We start from the raw sequence: 15,301 nt of genomic DNA, 5'->3' as shown, positions 1-15,301 counted from the left end.
GGGTGCTCGCAGGCCTTGCTGCGGGCCACCAGCTCCAGCACCCGCAGCGGCCTGGGCTGCACATCCTGCTCCCCGCTCCTGGCTACCCCCAGCCGGGCCAGGGCATCCAGTGCCAGGCGTCGCCCCGGTGTCTTCATGGTCAGGAAGGCGATGCGGTCGAGCCCGTGGCGCGGCATGGCCGTGAGCAGGGGAAAAAGCGTGCCGATGGTCTTGCCGATACCGGTGGGCGCCTGGGTCAGCAGGCAGCGCCCGGTGGCCGCCGCCTTGTAGACCCCCTCGGCCAGCTCCCGCTGGCCGGGGCGAAAGTCGGGGTGGGGGAAGCTGAGCCGGTGCAGATTCGCATCCCGCGCCTGACGATGGCGGCTCTCCTGCTCGGCCCAGGCCAGGAAACGCCGACACTGGACCTCGAAGAACGCCGCCAACTCGGCAGCACTCGCCTCCTCGGTCAGCCGTGTCTCGCGGCCGGTGGCGATATCGAGATAGACCAGCGCCAGCGTCACCGATTCGAGTTTTCGCTCGGCGCACAGCAGGGCCCCGTAGACCCTTGCCTGGGCCCAGTGCAGGGCGCGCTGGTTGGCCGCCATGCGCGACAGGTCGCCGCGGTGGGTCTTCACCTCCTCGAGGCGATTGGCCCGCGGGTTGTAGCCATCGGCACGACCGCTGACCACAAGCCCCTGGTAACTGCCCGACAGGGGCAATTCAACCTCATGGTCGGCACCACGACGCTTCGCCACCAGCAGATGCCCGGCGATACCCTCCCTGGCACTGGGCGATGGCGTGAAGCGATGGTCGAGGTCGCCTTCACGGGCGGTGAAGTCGCAAAGGGTGCGCACCGCGATGCGATAATGTTCTTCCATCGCGGTCATGAACCGAAAACATCGTCCTGCCAGGTCACATGGCACACCACCGCGGGGATACCCTGGGCCTGGAAGTGGGCCAGCCAGCGGCGCTGGTTGTCCTGCAGCCGATCTCCGGGTCCCTTCACCTCGATCAGCCGATAGGCCGGTGAGGCGGCTTCGGCTTCCGGCAGGAACTGGATCAGATCGGGAAGCCCAGCCCGGTTGGCTCGGGGGTCGAGCAGCAGCCGCGCGAAGCAGGCGCGCAGGTGAGCGGCGGGGATACGCGCCAAGGCCTGCTGGAGCAGCGTCTCGTCGAGCGTCTCCCAGTGCACGAAGGGCGAGGCCAGGCCCTGCTTGCGCCGCCAGGTCTGGAGGATCGACTCGCGGTAGCGGCCATCCTCCAACTGGGCCAGACAGGCCTCGAACAGCGGGCGACGACGTATCACGAAGTCGCGGCGGTTGAGGTCCGCCGGGCCGCTGTGGAAGGGATGGAAGAAGGCGCCCGGCAGTGGCGCGAAGATTGCTGGCCAGCAAAGCAGGCCGAACAACCCGGTAATCAGCGCATTCTCCACATAGTGTACCGGTGCCTGCGGAGTACCCAGATGATTGCAGACGGCCTGCTCCACGCCGACCGGCAGCGCTCCTTGCCCGCGGATCGCTTCAGGCAGAGGTCCCAGCGTTCGGGCGGAGGTGACGCCTGCGGTACTTCCGCCGCCAGCCCCAGCCGGCGCCGAAGCCGCGGTAACAGCCGCTCGAGGGCCTGACTTTCTCTTTCGTCGGGCGTTTGCTCGTCAAGTGTTGCCTTGCGGGCCGCCATGACAGAAGCCAGTCCGAAGGCACGCTCATGCTCGCCCAGGCGCTCCAGCAGGCGCAGGCGACGGATGCGGGCCTCCACATGCCCTCCTCCTCCATCCTCGCTGCTATCGGCCTCGGCATAGGCCTGGAGTGCCAGGGCCTGCCGGCCACCCCGTTCCGCCGCCTGGCCCAGCCGGTAGAGCAGCCTCGCCCGACGCTCGCCCAGCCAGGCGTTGCCCTCGGGCACCGCCGGCACCTGGGCATGCAGCGCTTCGGGACACTCGCCCTCCTCGAGGCGCTCGCGCAGTCGGTGCAGCGACAGGTAGGCATCGACCTCATCCCGGGTCGAAAAGGCCCGCGATGCCAGGGAGAAGGCAACCCGCTCGAAGCGTTGCAGGCCCAGCTCGGCCAGCACGAACTCCGACCAGTCCTGGCGTAGGTTGCCGAAGAACATCAGGCGCAGGCGGTCACAGGTGGCCATGGCGGCCAGCCGAATGACCCGCTCCCCCTGCAGTAACGATGTCTCCCCCCAATCGGCCAGCCGGCGCGGTGCGTCTAGCCGGCGCGACAGTGACTGGTACAGCGCCGCCTTGCCCGCCGACTTCGACAGGCCCGCCGATGCAATCTCCTCGCCAAGGATGCGGCGCAGCTCGGCCAGGCGCAGCTGGCGAAACAGCTCTTCCAGGCTCAGCAACGGATCGGCGTCGACCCAACTGGCATCAATCAGCGCATCGAGTGCCACCGAGGAGTCGTCGATCTCGGCATAGACGAGCTTCGTGGTGCGAAAGTGGTCGCCCTTGCGCATGACCATGCGCACCAGCAACGCCTGGGAAGCCCGTGGCAGCCCATGGAAATCGGCAATGAAGCGCCGCTCGCCGACATCCAGGAGATCGTCGTGGCGCTCACGCACCCAGCCGAGTACGAAGCGAAAATTCGCCAGGTAGTAGAAGGGATCGTCGAGGGAGGCCGTGACCGGCGCGACAGGCGAAGCACTGTTCATTCATCCATGATATCAGCCCTGTTGCCACCGCGTCATTGCAGCCTCAGGATATTTCGCGGGCCAGCTCTCGCAGCAGTTCGGCGGCGGGCACGTCGCGGCAGCCGCTGGCGTTCTGCCCGGCCCACAACGGCGAGAAATCGCTACTTCCCAGCGCCTCGGCGGCGCTGCGCAACGGCCCGATGGCCGCCGTGGCCAGCGGGAAGGCCGGCGCCACGGTGCTGATGGGACCAAGCTCGCGCATCAGGCGGGTGACGATACCCCGCGCCGGCCGGCCACTGTAGAGGTTGGTCAATGCCGTGTGACGCGATGCCTCACTCTGCAGGGCACGGCGATGCAGCGACGAGGTGATCGCTTCGGGACAGCAGAGAAAAGCGGTACCGATCTGAACCGCATCCGCCCCCAGCGCAACCGCCGCCGCCACGCCCCGAGCATCGGCGATACCGCCGGCAGCGATCACCGGTATCGATACGGCTGCCTTGACCTGGGGCAGCAGCGCCAGTGTGCCGACCTGGGTGGTGAGGTCCTGGGTCAGGAACATGCCGCGATGGCCGCCCGCCTCGAGCCCCTGGGCGATCACCGCGTCGGCGCCGTTCGCCTCGAGCCACAGTGCCTCCTCCACCGTGGTGGCCGAGGAGAGCACCGTCGCCCCCCAGGCCTTGACCCGCTCGAGCAGCGCCGGCGATGGCAAGCCGAAGTGAAAGCTCACCACCTCCGGACGGAATGCTTCCAGTGCATCGCAGGCCTGGTCGTCGAAGGGGCGCCTGCCGGCACCCGACGGTACGCTGTCGATATCGAGATTCAGCTCCGCATAGTAGGGCGCCAGTGCCTGATGCCAGCGTGCATCCTGGTCAGGATCGGGCGCTGGCGGCAGGTGACAGAAGAAATTGACGTTGAGCGGGCGCGTTGTCTGCGCGCGAATCCTTTCGAGCTCGTCGTTCATGGCCTGGGGGGGCAGCATGGCGCAGGGGAGCGCCCCCAGGCCACCGCCCTCGGCTACCGCGATGGCCAGCGCCGAGCCCTGAACGCCGGCCATGGGCGCCTGAAGGAGGGGAAGCTCGATGCCGAGTCGCTGGGTCAGGGTCAGGCTCATGATTCGTCTCCATGCTGTGTTTGCCTGGACCGCCGCCAGGGTCGCTTGGGCCCCAGGGTGTCGGCGGCATGGGCGCCGCGCTCGCCCATGGGCCGTGGTTCACCGATGGTGGTGTCCTTGCGGGTCTGTCGCTCCATTTCAGCGTTGATCTCGGCGCCAAGCAATACGACGAAGGCGGAGAGCCAGAACCAGAGCATCAACACCACGACGGTTCCCAGCGAACCGTAGAGCTCAGCCATGTCGGCCACATGGCTCACATAGAGTGAGAGCCGCCGGAGCCCAGCAGCCACAGCAGCGTCGCGGTGACGGTGCCGACGCTGACCCACTCCCAGCGTGGCGCACTGCGGTAGGGGCCGAAGCGATAGAGCACGGCGATGATCAGCATCATGAGCAACAGCAGCACCGGCCAGCGCAGCCAGCCGATGACCCTGACCGTGGTGCTGTCCAGGCCCAGCATGCCAATCCCCAGGGGGAAGAGTGCCACGAAGATGGTGGCAGCCAGGGAGACCAGTATCAGCCCCAGGGTAAGGATGGCAACGATCAACGCACGCTGAAGAAGCGGGCGACGCTCGCCCTCGCCGTAGACAACGTTCAGTCCGATCAGCACTCCACGCACACCCTTGGAGGCCACGAACAGCGCCACGACAAGGCTGATGATGGCCGTCAGGCTGAGCCCGGTATCGGTGCTCTCGCTGATCTCCCGCGCCTGCTCATTGATCAGGCTTGCCCCGCCCGGCGGCATGAAGCGGCTTATTTCGTCGATCTGGCTGACGATCTCATGGGGGTCGTAGGCCAGCGCCCACAGGGAAATGACGGCGGCGATGGCAGGAAACAGCGATAACAGGGCGTAGAAGGCGATACCGGCCGCGAGCATGTTGACTCGGTCATCGGCCAGCTCCTGCTTGACTCGCCAGATGACGTCCAGCCAGCCTGGACTCGGTATCTGCTTGGGTCGTTCCGCCCGGCGGCCTCTCGGTTGGTCGGTCATGAACTCCTCAGGGTTGCTGTGCCGGGCGCAGGACCATCCGGGCATCGCGAATCTCGATATCGAAGCGGTTGAGAAAACTCATGCCCAGCAGAGCCACCTCACCGTCCAGCCCCGGGCTGATGGAGCCCCGCACTTGCCCTGCGGTAAATCCCCCCAGGCTGACCTCATCCAGCGTCGTCAGGTCCCCACGCACGCGGCCGTTGGCGGTATTGAACCAGGCCGAACCCGCGCTTTCCAGGCCGAGCCGGTCGGCCATCTCCGCAGGCACGGCGACATAGGTGGCACCGGTATCGAGCAGAAACTCCACCGGCTCGCCGTTGATGCGTCCGGTGGCCATGAAGTGGCCCGAGCGGTTGCGCTCAAGGACGACCGGGTCATCCTCGCCAGTCACAGCATTGACCAGATGGGCGTTAGGGTTGCGCTGCTGCTCGAGAAAGCCGTGGAACCACCAGGCACCGGCACCGATGAACAGTATCCAGAACAGCAGCATCATACCCAGCCCGGTCCGTCGGACCGATCCGTCACCACGGCTCATAGCACGTCTCCCTTGGCCATTGTCGGGGACAGCCCTTTTGGCATTGACACCCCTGCGCCTGCTGTCTGTACTGAAGATCGCTTGCCACCCTGGGCCATGAAGGGCCCTGCGTGAGCAGACGACTATCGCGCGAACGACTACAACAAGGATAGCCCCATGCATGACAGCTTCGAGTATTCGACCCTCGTCTCGGCAAAGCATTCCCTCACCCCACAGCGCCTCGCCGGTGTGACACTCTGCGCCAGCGCCCTGCTGCTGGGCAGCTCGGCGGCCCTGGCCTGGGATGGCCTGGTGGAGAAGCAGGTCTTCGAGATGGACGAGTACACCACCGTCAGCGGCGAAACCATCGCACCGGTAAAGATCGGATGGGAGGCATACGGCAGCCTCAACGAAGCGAAGGACAACGTCATCCTGATCACGCATTTCTTTTCGGGCACCAGCCACGCCGCGGGGCGCTATGCCGATGACGATGCCGCACCGGGCTATTGGGATGCCATCATCGGGTCAGGCAAGCCACTGGATACCGACGAGTATTACATCATCTCCTCGGATACCCTGGTCAATCTCAACGCCCATGACCCCAACGTCACGACAACCGGCCCCGCCTCGATCAACCCGGAAACCGACGAACCCTGGGGGCTGGCCTTCCCGCTGGTGACCATCCGCGACTTCGTCGAGGTACAGAAGGCCCTGCTGGAAAGCCAGGGCATCGAACAGCTGCATGCGGTCATGGGAGCCTCCATGGGAGCACTGCAGGCCTATGAGTGGGCCAGCGCCTACCCGGAGCGGGTTGAACGGCTGATCCCGGTCATCGGCGGCGGCCAGAGCGATCCCTGGCTGCTAGCCACCCTGAGCGCCTGGGCCGCCCCGATCCGGATCGATGCCAACTGGAACGACGGCGACTACTACGATGGCGAGCCGCCCCTGGACGGACTGCGGGAGGCGCTCAAGCTGGTGACCCTGAACGCCAACCACTGGCAGTGGGCCAACGAGACCTTCGACCGCAGCTGGGCTGACGAAGACGCCGACCCGACCCGCGACATCCACGCCCGCTACGCCATCGAGCAGACCCTCGACGATATCGCCGCAGCCCGCGCCGAGGTCGCCGATGCCAACCACCTGCTCTATCTGGTCAAGGCCAACCAGGCCTTCGTTACCGGCCACGGCGAGAGTCTGGAGGAGGGGCTGGCCGCCATCGACGCGCCGACGCTCATTCTCTACAGCGAGAACGATCTGGTCTTCGCTCCTGAAGGCGTCCGCGATACCGCCGAGATGATCGGCGCCGACGGAACCCCGGTGGAACTGGTCACCCTGGACGGCAACCGCGGCCATCTCGACGGCGTGGTCGGCATCGACCAGGCCGGCGACCGGATCCGTGCCTTCCTCGCCGATTAGCCGGAGAGTAGCGCTCTCAAAAGCAGGTAGCCTCCCATGACCAGCAGGCCGGTGAGGAAAATTCGCCGGAAGGCAGCCTCCGACAGCCGATGTCGGAGTCGCTGCCCCAGCTGCATGCCCAGCAGGGCGGGCACCACCGCCATCAGCGAAAGCATGGCCAATTCGACGGTGAGCAGGCGCTGCTCACCCATGGAAAAACCCAGTGCCGCGGTCGTGACCACGAACAGCACACCCATGGCCTGGATCAGCATGTCCCGCGGCAGGCCCAGCGCCTGCAGGTAGGCCACGCCCGGAAAGACCGACGAGCCGGTCATGCCGGTGATCAGCCGGTCAGGGCACCATTCACGGCACCGGCATGGCGACCATGGCGCATGATCGCCCCTCCCCCAAGGCGAAAGAGGCCGGAAAGCGCATAGTAGATGATCAGCACCCCGAGCAGGGCCGATAGCCAGCGCACGTCCACCCTGGCCAGCACCGACACCCCCAACCAGACGGTGACGGTGGACGCCAGCAGGAAAAGCCAGAGCCGCCGCAGGATCTGCCCAAGGTGCCCCCCGACCAGCGCCTGCCAGATATTGGTAATGATGGTGGGTGCCAGCAACAGCGCCATTGCCGAGGGCAACCCCACGGTAGCCGTCAGCAGGGCCAGCGACACGGTCGGCATGCCCATGCCGATGACACCCTTGACGGTACCGGCCACCAGGAAGGTCAAGGCCACAAGCACCAGCAGCAACGGATCGAGCAGCAGCGACACTAGCCTGTCCCTTCCTTAATCGGGTTGCGCACCTCCCAGTCGCGGGCCGCCTGCTGGCCACGGGCCTGATTGACGGCAAGGCAGATCAGGATTGCGATGAGGAACAATGCGGCGCACAGCAGGATGGAGGCCTGCAGGCCAACCACCGTCTGCAGCAACCCCAGGCCGATAATGCCGAAGACACCGGCGAGCTTGTTGGCCAGCCCCCAGAAACCGAAGAACTCGGCCGCCTTGCGGGTCGGCGAGAAGAGTCCCACCAGGCGCGACTGGCCGACTGGCTCGATCCCAGGCTGAGCCCGGCCAGGCAGCCCACCACCAGGAAGAGGTGCTGCGCTTCCCACTCGAGCCCCAGGCGTACATTAAGGAAGGCCGTGACTTCCGGCGTGGCCCAAATGGCGAAGATCGCCGCCACCCAGAGCGCCAGGGTGAGCAGGTAGGTGAGCTTGGTACCGATGCGGTCCTGGATGAAGCCGAAACCCAGCGCCCCCGCCGCCGCGGTGATCTGGACGATGATAAACATGATGTTGCGAATCGCCTCGTCCCAGCCGATCACCTGGGCGCCGTAGATGAAGGCGAAGGCAATGATGATGTAGACCCCCGCCATGGAAAACAGCAGCGAGACCAGGAAAATGCCCAGGTCGCGGAAGTGCCTGAGTTCGTGCAGGGTCGTCGCCACCCGTTCCCAGGCGATCTGATGGTAGGACTTGCCCGGTGGCTGCGGCGTGCCGCGCTCCTTGACCCATAGAAAGGTGGGAATGGCCGCTACCAGGAAGAAGCCTGCCGCGAAGGGTCCCACCCAGCGTATACGTTCGAAGTTGTCCTCGGTGGCCTCTCCCAGTACCAGCAGGGTGAAACCGGCGGCGAAGAGGCCGCCCACATAGCCCAACGACCAGCCGAAGCCGGAGATCTTGCCCATGTCCTCCGGCGGCCCGAGGTCGGGCAGGAAGGCGGCGATGAAGGACTCGCCCATGGAGTAGGCGTAGTTGGAGACCACGATCAGCAGAAGGCCCAGCACCACAAAGCCGGGCTCCACGAAGTAGAGCATCGCCGTGGCGCCTACCGTGGCCAGGTAGCTGACGAAGAGAAACCGCTTCTTGGCAGCATGGTAATCCATGACCGCGCCGCACAGTGGGCCCGTGACGACCACCATCAGATAGCTCACCGCCAGGGCGAGGCTCCACAGCAGGTTGGCCAGCCGGTAGCCGTCGCCCCGGTCGCCGACAATCACCGTGGTGAAGAGCTCACCGAAGACCACGGTGATAATCAGCAGGGTAAAGGCCTGGTTGGCGAAGTCGAACATCGCCCAACCGAAGATCTCCTTTCTCGACGCCCGCTGCCGGGGCGTGTCGCCGGCAGCCGCTGGTACCGCATTCATAGTGTTCATTCCTTGCCATGGGCGGGGCCCGTTCGGCTCATAGCCTACCAGCTAATGACGAATCAGGAGCATTCACTACACTGGTGAGTAGCTCTGGAACGGAGGTAAGCAATGAAGCGATATATAAATGGAATTTACCCACTGGTCCTCGCCATCGTCCCAACCAATGTCGTTATCGCCGATGAGACAGTGGTCGCGGAGAGCCTTACGTCCGAGCAGCAGGAGCTGCGCCTGGTAAAGATTGCCGATGCATTCGACCGGCCTTCGAGCATGGCCATTCTGCCCGGCGAACTCTACCTGGTTACCGAGCGTGGCGGTCGCCTGCAGATGGTTCATGACGATATGCGCCAGGAGGTCGGCGGACTCCCCGACATCGAGAACGAAGAGGCCGGAGGCCTACTCGAGATCGTCTCCTCTCCCGCCTTTCCCGATACCGGCTGGCTCTACCTGACCTATGCCAGCGGCGATGACGACTCAACCGCCGCCACGCTGGGACGCGCCCGCCTGGCCGGCAACCATCTGGTCGACTGGGAGCCCTTGTTCGAGCAGAACCGCCGCTCTTCGCCTGGCGAGCATTACGGCGCCCGACTGGCCTGGCTGCCCGACGATACCCTGCTGATGTCCATCGGCGATCGCGGCACCCCCGGCCGCGCCCAGGACACCAACGATCATGCCGGGTCGCTGCTGCGACTGGATCCACAGGGCCTGGCACCCGAGGACAACCCACGCTTCGAGGATGTCGGCTTCCTGCCCGAGCTCTACTCCTGGGGACATCGCGACATTCAGGGCCTGGCGGTACATCCCGACACCGGCGATGCCTGGGCCGTCGAGGCTCGTCCCAACGGCAGCGACGAGCTCAGCCTCATTAACCCGGGGTCCAACCACGGCTGGCCCCAGCTCACCCTGGGCGAGGACGCCGATGCCCCTGGCATCATCGACGAGGTCGCCAGCAGCCGGCTATTCACCGATGACGAAATCGCCACGCCAGCCCATGAGTTCCCCGAGCCTATCGCCCCGTCCGGGATGGCACTGGTCACCGGCGAGCACTATCCCGACTGGCAGGGCGACCTGATCGTCGGCGGGCGAGAAGCCGAGCGGCTGTATCGCATCATGCTAGATGGCCGGGAAGTGGTCGGGACGGAGGCGTTCCTGGATGATGAGGTCGGCGGCATCAGTGACGTTCGCCAGGGACCCGACGGCTACCTCTACGTACTCAGCGAGACCAACGGCGCACTCTACCGTCTCGAGCCAGCCCATTGACGCCTTGCACCTGCCACCTGCCGGTCATGTCCCGGCAGGTGCATTGTTGCTGCTTGGCGGCCCTGCCAAGGTGTCACGTGTCCGGCCGTCCCCCGCCTACCACCCTCCGATAGGGGGCCAAGCCGACCCGCTCCAGATGAGGCGTGACGGCGCTAGCGTTGGTGACGTGAAGATGACTTTTCGAGCACCATCGACTAGGTTGGTTTCGGCAGCTGCCAAGCGCAGCCACGCTCTCCAAGGATATTGGCATAAAACAATACCAAAACCGGAGGCATCGACAGCCGCATGAGAAAATGGCTACTGTTTGCACTCTGCCTGCTGTTGCCTGCTCCGGCGTCTGCCGGTCTGGACGAGCTCACTTTCATCACCGAAGAGTACCCTCCGTACAACTACAAGCACGGGGAGCGGTTGGAAGGACTCTCCATCGAGACCCTCGAACGCATCTTCGAGGAGACCGCTACGCCCCTGTCACGGGACGACATCCACTACCTGCCTTGGGCACGCGGGTACGAGACAGCTCTGACGGACCCCGCCACGGTGCTCTTTTCCACCACCCGTACCGAGCAACGGGAGTCGCTGTTCCAGTGGGTCGGGCCCATCGCCACCGACCGGGTCACGCTGATCGCCCGCCGCGACAGCGGCATCGAGCTCGACAGCCTCGACGACCTCATGACTGGAACTTATCGTGTCGCGGTCATTCGTGAAGACATTGGCGCCCAGAGGCTGCAAGAAGCCGGGATACCCTCCGACCAACTGCACCTGGCCATGTCCAATGTCAGCGCCCTGAAGATGCTCGAGCGTGGACGGGTCGACCTGTGGGCCTACGGCGAGGATGTGGCGTTCTGGCTGATGGAGGAGCACAACCTGCCCATCGCCGACTTCATGTCGGTGCTGACCATCAGCAAGTCGGATCTCTACTACGCCCTGCATCGCGATACCGACCCGGACCTGGTGGCGCGCATGCAGACGGCACTGGATGCCCTCAGGCGGCGGGGTGAGCTCGGCAATATCCATGGTGCTGAAGTGACCTTCAATACCGAGGAGTATCCTCCCTACAACTATCAGGCGAAGGAGGGCACCATCGACGGCGAATCGACCCGGCTGCTGCGAGCCGCCCTTGAGAGTGCCGACCTGACCGCCAGATTCCGCCTGCTCCCCTGGGCACGCGCCATCGCCGAAGCCCAGTTGAGAGAAAACCACTGTGTCTATTCGACGGCACGCACACCCGAGCGTGAGCCCCACTTCACCTGGATCGGCCCCCTCGGAGCCAACGAGTGGGCCGCCTTCAGCCTTGCCGACGCTGCCGTGGAGGCTGACTCGCTGGACGAACTGAGATCACTGCGGGTGGGGAGCTTCCGCGAGGACGCGGCGGGGCAGCTCGCGGAACGGCAGGGCGTGCCTATCGTCACCGCCTCAGCCGAGCGTGAGAATATCGCGCGGCTGCAGGCAGGCCTGATCGATGCCTGGGTCACCAACACCCAGACGGCGCAATACCTCGCCAGTGAAGCGGATATCGAGCTTCGCCAGCTTTTCATCTTCCATGACGCACAGCTCTATCTTGCCTGTCACCCCTCGGTCCCCGACGCTTATGTCACCCGCCTGCAGGCTGCCATCGACAGGCTTCGAGCCGCCGAGAGCATCCAGCTCGAGTCGAGAGTCGTCGACTCATGATGCCCGGTCTCCCAACGCGCCAGCGGCGCGCCCAGCGAAGCAGCCTGACCGCCAAGCAGGCCGTGCTGACGCTCTCCATCGCGCTGCTGCTGAGCATCATCGCCGGTGCCATCGAGCTCGCCCTGGATGCTCGCAAGATGCGGCAGGAAGTCCAGAGTCAGACACAGCACCGGCTTGATCTGGTTCACGGCACCGCCGCAGAAGCCGCTTTCCAGCTCAACCCCGAACTGGCAACCCAGGTGGTGGAGGGCCTGTTCGGCGATGGCAGCGTGGCCAGTGTACTCATCCGGGACGATTTCGGGCGCAGCATGGCCTTGCGAGAAAGGGAGGTGGCGCCCGACAGCAACTGGCTGGCCCATGCGCTTTTCGGCGACATCCTTCACTATCAAGAAATGCTGATATATGACCTGGGGGCCGCCTCGCCGACCGAGCCCGTGGGTGATATCGAAATGACACTGGCTCTCGACAGCCTGGCCCGGGACTTCATGGATCGCAGCCTGCTGATCTTTTCCCTGGGCGTGTTCAAGGCGCTGGCCATCGCAGGCCTGCTGGTAGTCGTGTTTCACGCCTTCATCACCCGGCCACTGCTGCAGGTGCATGGAGCCATCATCGAGACCAACCCCAGCCAGCCCGGCCGGTGGCGCAAGCCCAACCTGGCACACCATGGCGATGACGAGCTGGGTCATCTGGTCGAGAGCCTGGACGATTTGCTACATGCCTTTCAGCGCGGCCTCGATCAGCGAGACCAGCTGCACCAGATGTCCACCATCGACGGCCTTACCGGCATCGCCAATCGACGCCATTTCGATACCTTCCTGGAGGCCTCGTGGCAACGTGCCCGTCGCTCCGGCAAATCCCTCTCCGTGATTTTTATCGACATCGACCGTTTCAAGGACTTCAACGACCACTACGGCCATGTCGCCGGCGACGATACTCTGCGCGCGATCGCCGGTGCCCTGGCCAGCGTTGTTACTCGCGCCACCGACCTGGTGGCCCGTTACGGGGGTGAGGAGTTCGTCTGCGTACTGCCCGATACCGACCTGGGGGGCGCCCGCCTGGTTGCCCAGCATATCCGCGATGCCATCCGAGCCCTGGCGATTCCCCATGCCTACTCGGACCACGCCGACCAGGTCACCGCGAGCCTGGGGGTGGCCAGCACCGTGCCCGCGGCCAGCGGGATCACCTGCGAACAGCTGCTGGAACAGGCGGACAGCCAGCTCTACCGGGCAAAGCACCAGGGCCGCGACAGGGTGGCGTGGGAGGTATAATGTCTTGTGCCAGACAGAAATTGAGAACGAGGAGGGGGTGAGCATGAGCAAACGCGACGAATTCATCGAGCAGATGAAGGCCCGGCTGGACGAGTGGAACGCCGAGATCGATGAGCTGGCCGCCAGGGCCCGTCAGGCCAGCGACGAGGCACAGGTCAAGTATGAGGAGGATATCGAGCGACTGAAGCAGCGCCGCGACGAAACCCGCCGTCGGCTCGACGAACTACAGCACGCCAGCGAAGCGGCCTGGGACTCCCTTCGCCAGGGCATGGAGGAGTCCTGGGAGCTGATGCGCAAGGCGTTCCGGGATGCCTGGCGCCATGAGCCTCCCCCGGGTGGCCCGCCCGACGTCAGTCCCGATGATCGTCCCGACAGTCGCCCCGACGAGGGCCCCGACCGGCAGTAGCCCCTCCGGTGTGGCTAGCCGTCGTCGCGCCGCTCCGTCGACGCTGTCTTGTCTTCGACCGACTCCGGCTGGGCCTCGCTGCCACGCTGGAGCCGGTCGATCGCCTCACCTCCCTGGCGCGACAGCGTTGCCAGTCGATTGATCTGCTCGTCCAGGCGAGGCAGGGCATCCTGGCGATAGCGGGAAAGATCGTCGATGGCCCCCATGACGTCACCGAATGCCTGCTCCAGGGCCTCCATGTCCAGCTGGGCCGAGGCCGCCCGGGTCTGGATCTCCACGCCCTGGTGACGCAGCGCCCTGGCGGTGCCCGCAATCATGTCCGAAGTGGTGGTGTTGAGCGATTCGACACGATCGAGTACCAGGCGCTGGTTGGCCAGCGCCATGGCCACCGCCACTGCCACGGTCAGCGCCGAGACGGTGACGTGGATCGCCCGATCCACCCCGCGGATCAGCTCACGGTTGTTGCGGATGATGACCTCGAGCGCCAGCACCCCCTGCTGGCTGACCGCCAGTTGCTGTTGCAGGTCGACGATGCGCTGGCGCAGCGGAAAGAGCAGCTCCTCCTCGATGAAGGGGCGCTGGGGATGATCGTCAACGAGGCCGGACAGAGCCTGCTGCAGTCGCCGGTCGATCAGGCGCCCGAGGCTGATTTGACGCTGCAGCCGACCCATCAGCTCGCGCAGGGCCTCCTGATCGTCATTCAGCGTCAGGTTGTCGCGGTGCAGCATGTCGCGCCCCGCTTCCAGGTCGGCGATGATCGCATCCAGCGCCTGTTGTGCATTCTCGAACTTGCGGAAGTAGCGCTGCACGCGGCTGCCGGCTCCGGGGATGCGTGCCAGCAGTCGATCGAGCCGATTGGGCGAGAGCCGATGCTGCTGGGGGTCAAGCTCCTCCATCCTGCCGCGCAGATCGACCAGGGCACGGGCCACCGGCCCACCGTCATCGCCCTGGTGGGCCAGCTTTTTCAACGGCGTCTGCAGCATCTCGCTCTTGTGCGCCGCCTGCTGCTGCAGCTCCAGGCCCATCTCGTCCACTGCACGGCGCTGGCGTGCAAGCGCACTACCATCATCAGCACTGGCAAGCACCTCTTCCACGAAGGCGTCGGCCATCTTGTTCAGCTCGGGGTCATCCTCCCCGGGGGCGTCCTCCTCCCCGGCCTCGGTCAGGGTTTCCACCAGCTCGCTGGCGATCTCCTCCACCGGCGGCAGGGAGAGGCGGGATCCACGTCCGGACGGTTGATTCATGCTACCTTCCCCTTATCTCAAGGCCTTGATGCTAGGCTAGCATTCTGACAGGTTCAGCGCTGGCGCCCGTAACGCTCGGCCCTGCCGATGAAGCGCCGCAGCTCCTCGAGGGCCTGGTCGGTGGCCACCGATGCCTGGGGGCGCCCCGTCTCGATACGTGCCAGGGCCACGGCGGCATCATCGAGCAGCGTCAGCGCCGACTCGTTTCGCGCCACGAGACGCCGCAACCGCAGCTCGGTGTCGTCGATCAGCTCCAGGCGACGTTTCAGCGCAATCCGCTCCTCCACCGACAGCTTGGCACCATCCTGCTCCAGGCGGCGGCGCACGAAGTCTCCGTCGAGCCCCATTACCCCCCGGGCCTGAGCGGCCATGGAGGTGAAGTTGTCCACCGCCCCGAGGCACACCTCGGTGACCAGGCCGCGTGAGCGCTCGAAGGCCAGCTCGCTGCTGTCGAAACGTGCCAGCAGCACATCCATGACGTTGCAGTAGCGGCTGTAGAATCGGTCCACCTGGGTGGCGAGGTCAGGCCGTCGGGTATCGAGAAGGCCCTGCTTGGCGCGGCACAGAGCCATGATCAACTCATCGGCATCTGACGGTGGATGGGAAGGATCGAGTACCGCCACACCGGCCTCGCGGGCCTCGCGCTCCTGCTCCGTGCGCCGGCGTGCTGCCTCGGCTTCG

General features: G+C 65.4%; 13 protein-coding genes and 3 pseudogenes. 5 read left to right on the top strand and 11 right to left on the bottom strand.

Annotated features, from left to right (window positions below; all coding sequences use genetic code 11):
* The 6 genes and pseudogenes from Q427_RS08530 to Q427_RS08510 all read right to left on the bottom strand — a co-directional run.
* Window positions 1-857 (bottom strand): annotated as a pseudogene (locus tag Q427_RS08530) (ATP-dependent DNA helicase); the annotation flags it as partial.
* Between the two features lie 5 nt (window positions 858-862).
* Window positions 863-1,465 carry a VRR-NUC domain-containing protein gene (locus tag Q427_RS36095; RefSeq protein ID WP_331280574.1) on the bottom strand — a complete coding sequence of 201 codons (603 nt, stop codon included), beginning with the start codon at window positions 1,463-1,465 and terminating at the stop codon, window positions 863-865.
* Entirely contained in the window at window positions 1,396-2,634 is a 1,239-nt protein-coding gene (locus Q427_RS08525; RefSeq protein ID WP_331280573.1) for a hypothetical protein, read from the bottom strand. The genes Q427_RS36095 and Q427_RS08525 overlap by 70 nt, the downstream gene beginning before the upstream one ends.
* Before the next feature lie 43 nt (window positions 2,635-2,677).
* On the bottom strand, window positions 2,678-3,724 hold the full coding sequence (locus Q427_RS08520) for an NAD(P)H-dependent flavin oxidoreductase (protein WP_043512904.1): 1,047 nt from the start codon (window positions 3,722-3,724) through the stop codon (window positions 2,678-2,680).
* Window positions 3,721-4,598, bottom strand: a pseudogene (locus Q427_RS08515) (YihY/virulence factor BrkB family protein). Before Q427_RS08515 ends, Q427_RS08520 begins: the two are co-directional and overlap by 4 nt.
* A 121-nt stretch (window positions 4,599-4,719) precedes the next feature.
* Complete coding sequence (locus Q427_RS08510) at window positions 4,720-5,247, bottom strand: retropepsin-like aspartic protease family protein (RefSeq protein ID WP_043512902.1); 528 nt, start codon at window positions 5,245-5,247, stop codon at window positions 4,720-4,722.
* A gap of 156 nt (window positions 5,248-5,403) precedes the next feature.
* On the opposite strand from Q427_RS08510, the gene Q427_RS08505 reads away from it, so the two are divergent.
* A complete protein-coding gene (locus tag Q427_RS08505; RefSeq protein ID WP_051496236.1) occupies window positions 5,404-6,642 on the top strand; it encodes an E22 family MetX-like putative esterase in 1,239 nt (412 codons plus the stop codon).
* Here Q427_RS08505 and Q427_RS35195 read toward each other — a convergent pair.
* From Q427_RS35195 to Q427_RS08495, 3 genes and pseudogenes are all read right to left on the bottom strand, one after another.
* Window positions 6,639-6,956 (bottom strand): TSUP family transporter, encoded by a 318-nt coding sequence (locus tag Q427_RS35195; protein WP_269321212.1) that lies wholly within the window; start codon window positions 6,954-6,956, stop codon window positions 6,639-6,641. The two genes, Q427_RS08505 and Q427_RS35195, sit on opposite strands and share 4 nt — an antisense overlap.
* An 8-nt stretch (window positions 6,957-6,964) precedes the next feature.
* On the bottom strand, window positions 6,965-7,396 hold the full coding sequence (locus Q427_RS35190; RefSeq protein WP_269321211.1) for a sulfite exporter TauE/SafE family protein: 432 nt from the start codon (window positions 7,394-7,396) through the stop codon (window positions 6,965-6,967).
* Window positions 7,396-8,696, bottom strand: a pseudogene (locus Q427_RS08495) (MFS transporter). Before Q427_RS08495 ends, Q427_RS35190 begins: the two are co-directional and overlap by 1 nt.
* Before the next feature lie 186 nt (window positions 8,697-8,882).
* Here Q427_RS08495 and Q427_RS08490 point away from each other — a divergent pair.
* The 4 genes from Q427_RS08490 (at window position 8,883) to Q427_RS08470 (ending at window position 13,376) form a co-directional block, all read left to right on the top strand.
* Complete coding sequence (locus tag Q427_RS08490; protein WP_043512901.1) at window positions 8,883-10,031, top strand: PQQ-dependent sugar dehydrogenase; 1,149 nt, start codon at window positions 8,883-8,885, stop codon at window positions 10,029-10,031.
* Window positions 10,032-10,316: 285 nt separating this feature from the next.
* Window positions 10,317-11,702 carry a substrate-binding periplasmic protein gene (locus tag Q427_RS33650; protein WP_231613557.1) on the top strand — a complete coding sequence of 462 codons (1,386 nt, stop codon included), beginning with the start codon at window positions 10,317-10,319 and terminating at the stop codon, window positions 11,700-11,702.
* Window positions 11,699-12,970, top strand: coding sequence for a GGDEF domain-containing protein (locus tag Q427_RS08475; protein ID WP_231613551.1), 1,272 nt, complete (start codon window positions 11,699-11,701; stop codon window positions 12,968-12,970). The genes Q427_RS33650 and Q427_RS08475 overlap by 4 nt, the downstream gene beginning before the upstream one ends.
* Window positions 12,971-13,013: 43 nt before the next feature.
* Window positions 13,014-13,376, top strand: a complete 363-nt coding sequence (locus Q427_RS08470; protein ID WP_231613549.1) for a hypothetical protein — start codon at window positions 13,014-13,016, stop codon at window positions 13,374-13,376.
* A gap of 14 nt (window positions 13,377-13,390) precedes the next feature.
* On the opposite strand, the gene Q427_RS08465 is transcribed toward Q427_RS08470, so the two are convergent.
* Both Q427_RS08465 and Q427_RS32100 read right to left on the bottom strand, forming a co-directional pair.
* The gene (locus Q427_RS08465; protein ID WP_043512899.1) at window positions 13,391-14,620 is read right to left on the bottom strand and encodes a toxic anion resistance protein; all 1,230 of its coding nucleotides are present in this window, start codon (window positions 14,618-14,620) and stop codon (window positions 13,391-13,393) included.
* A 53-nt stretch (window positions 14,621-14,673) separates the two neighbouring features.
* Window positions 14,674-15,301, bottom strand: a 628-nt coding sequence (locus Q427_RS32100) for a hypothetical protein (protein ID WP_043512896.1), incomplete at its 5' end; no start/stop codon positions are given.

The sequence above is a fragment of the Halomonas sp. BC04 genome, from assembly GCF_000568385.1.
The sequence above is the reverse complement of the archived record's forward strand: the minus strand, read 5'-3'. Positions and strand labels throughout refer to the sequence as shown.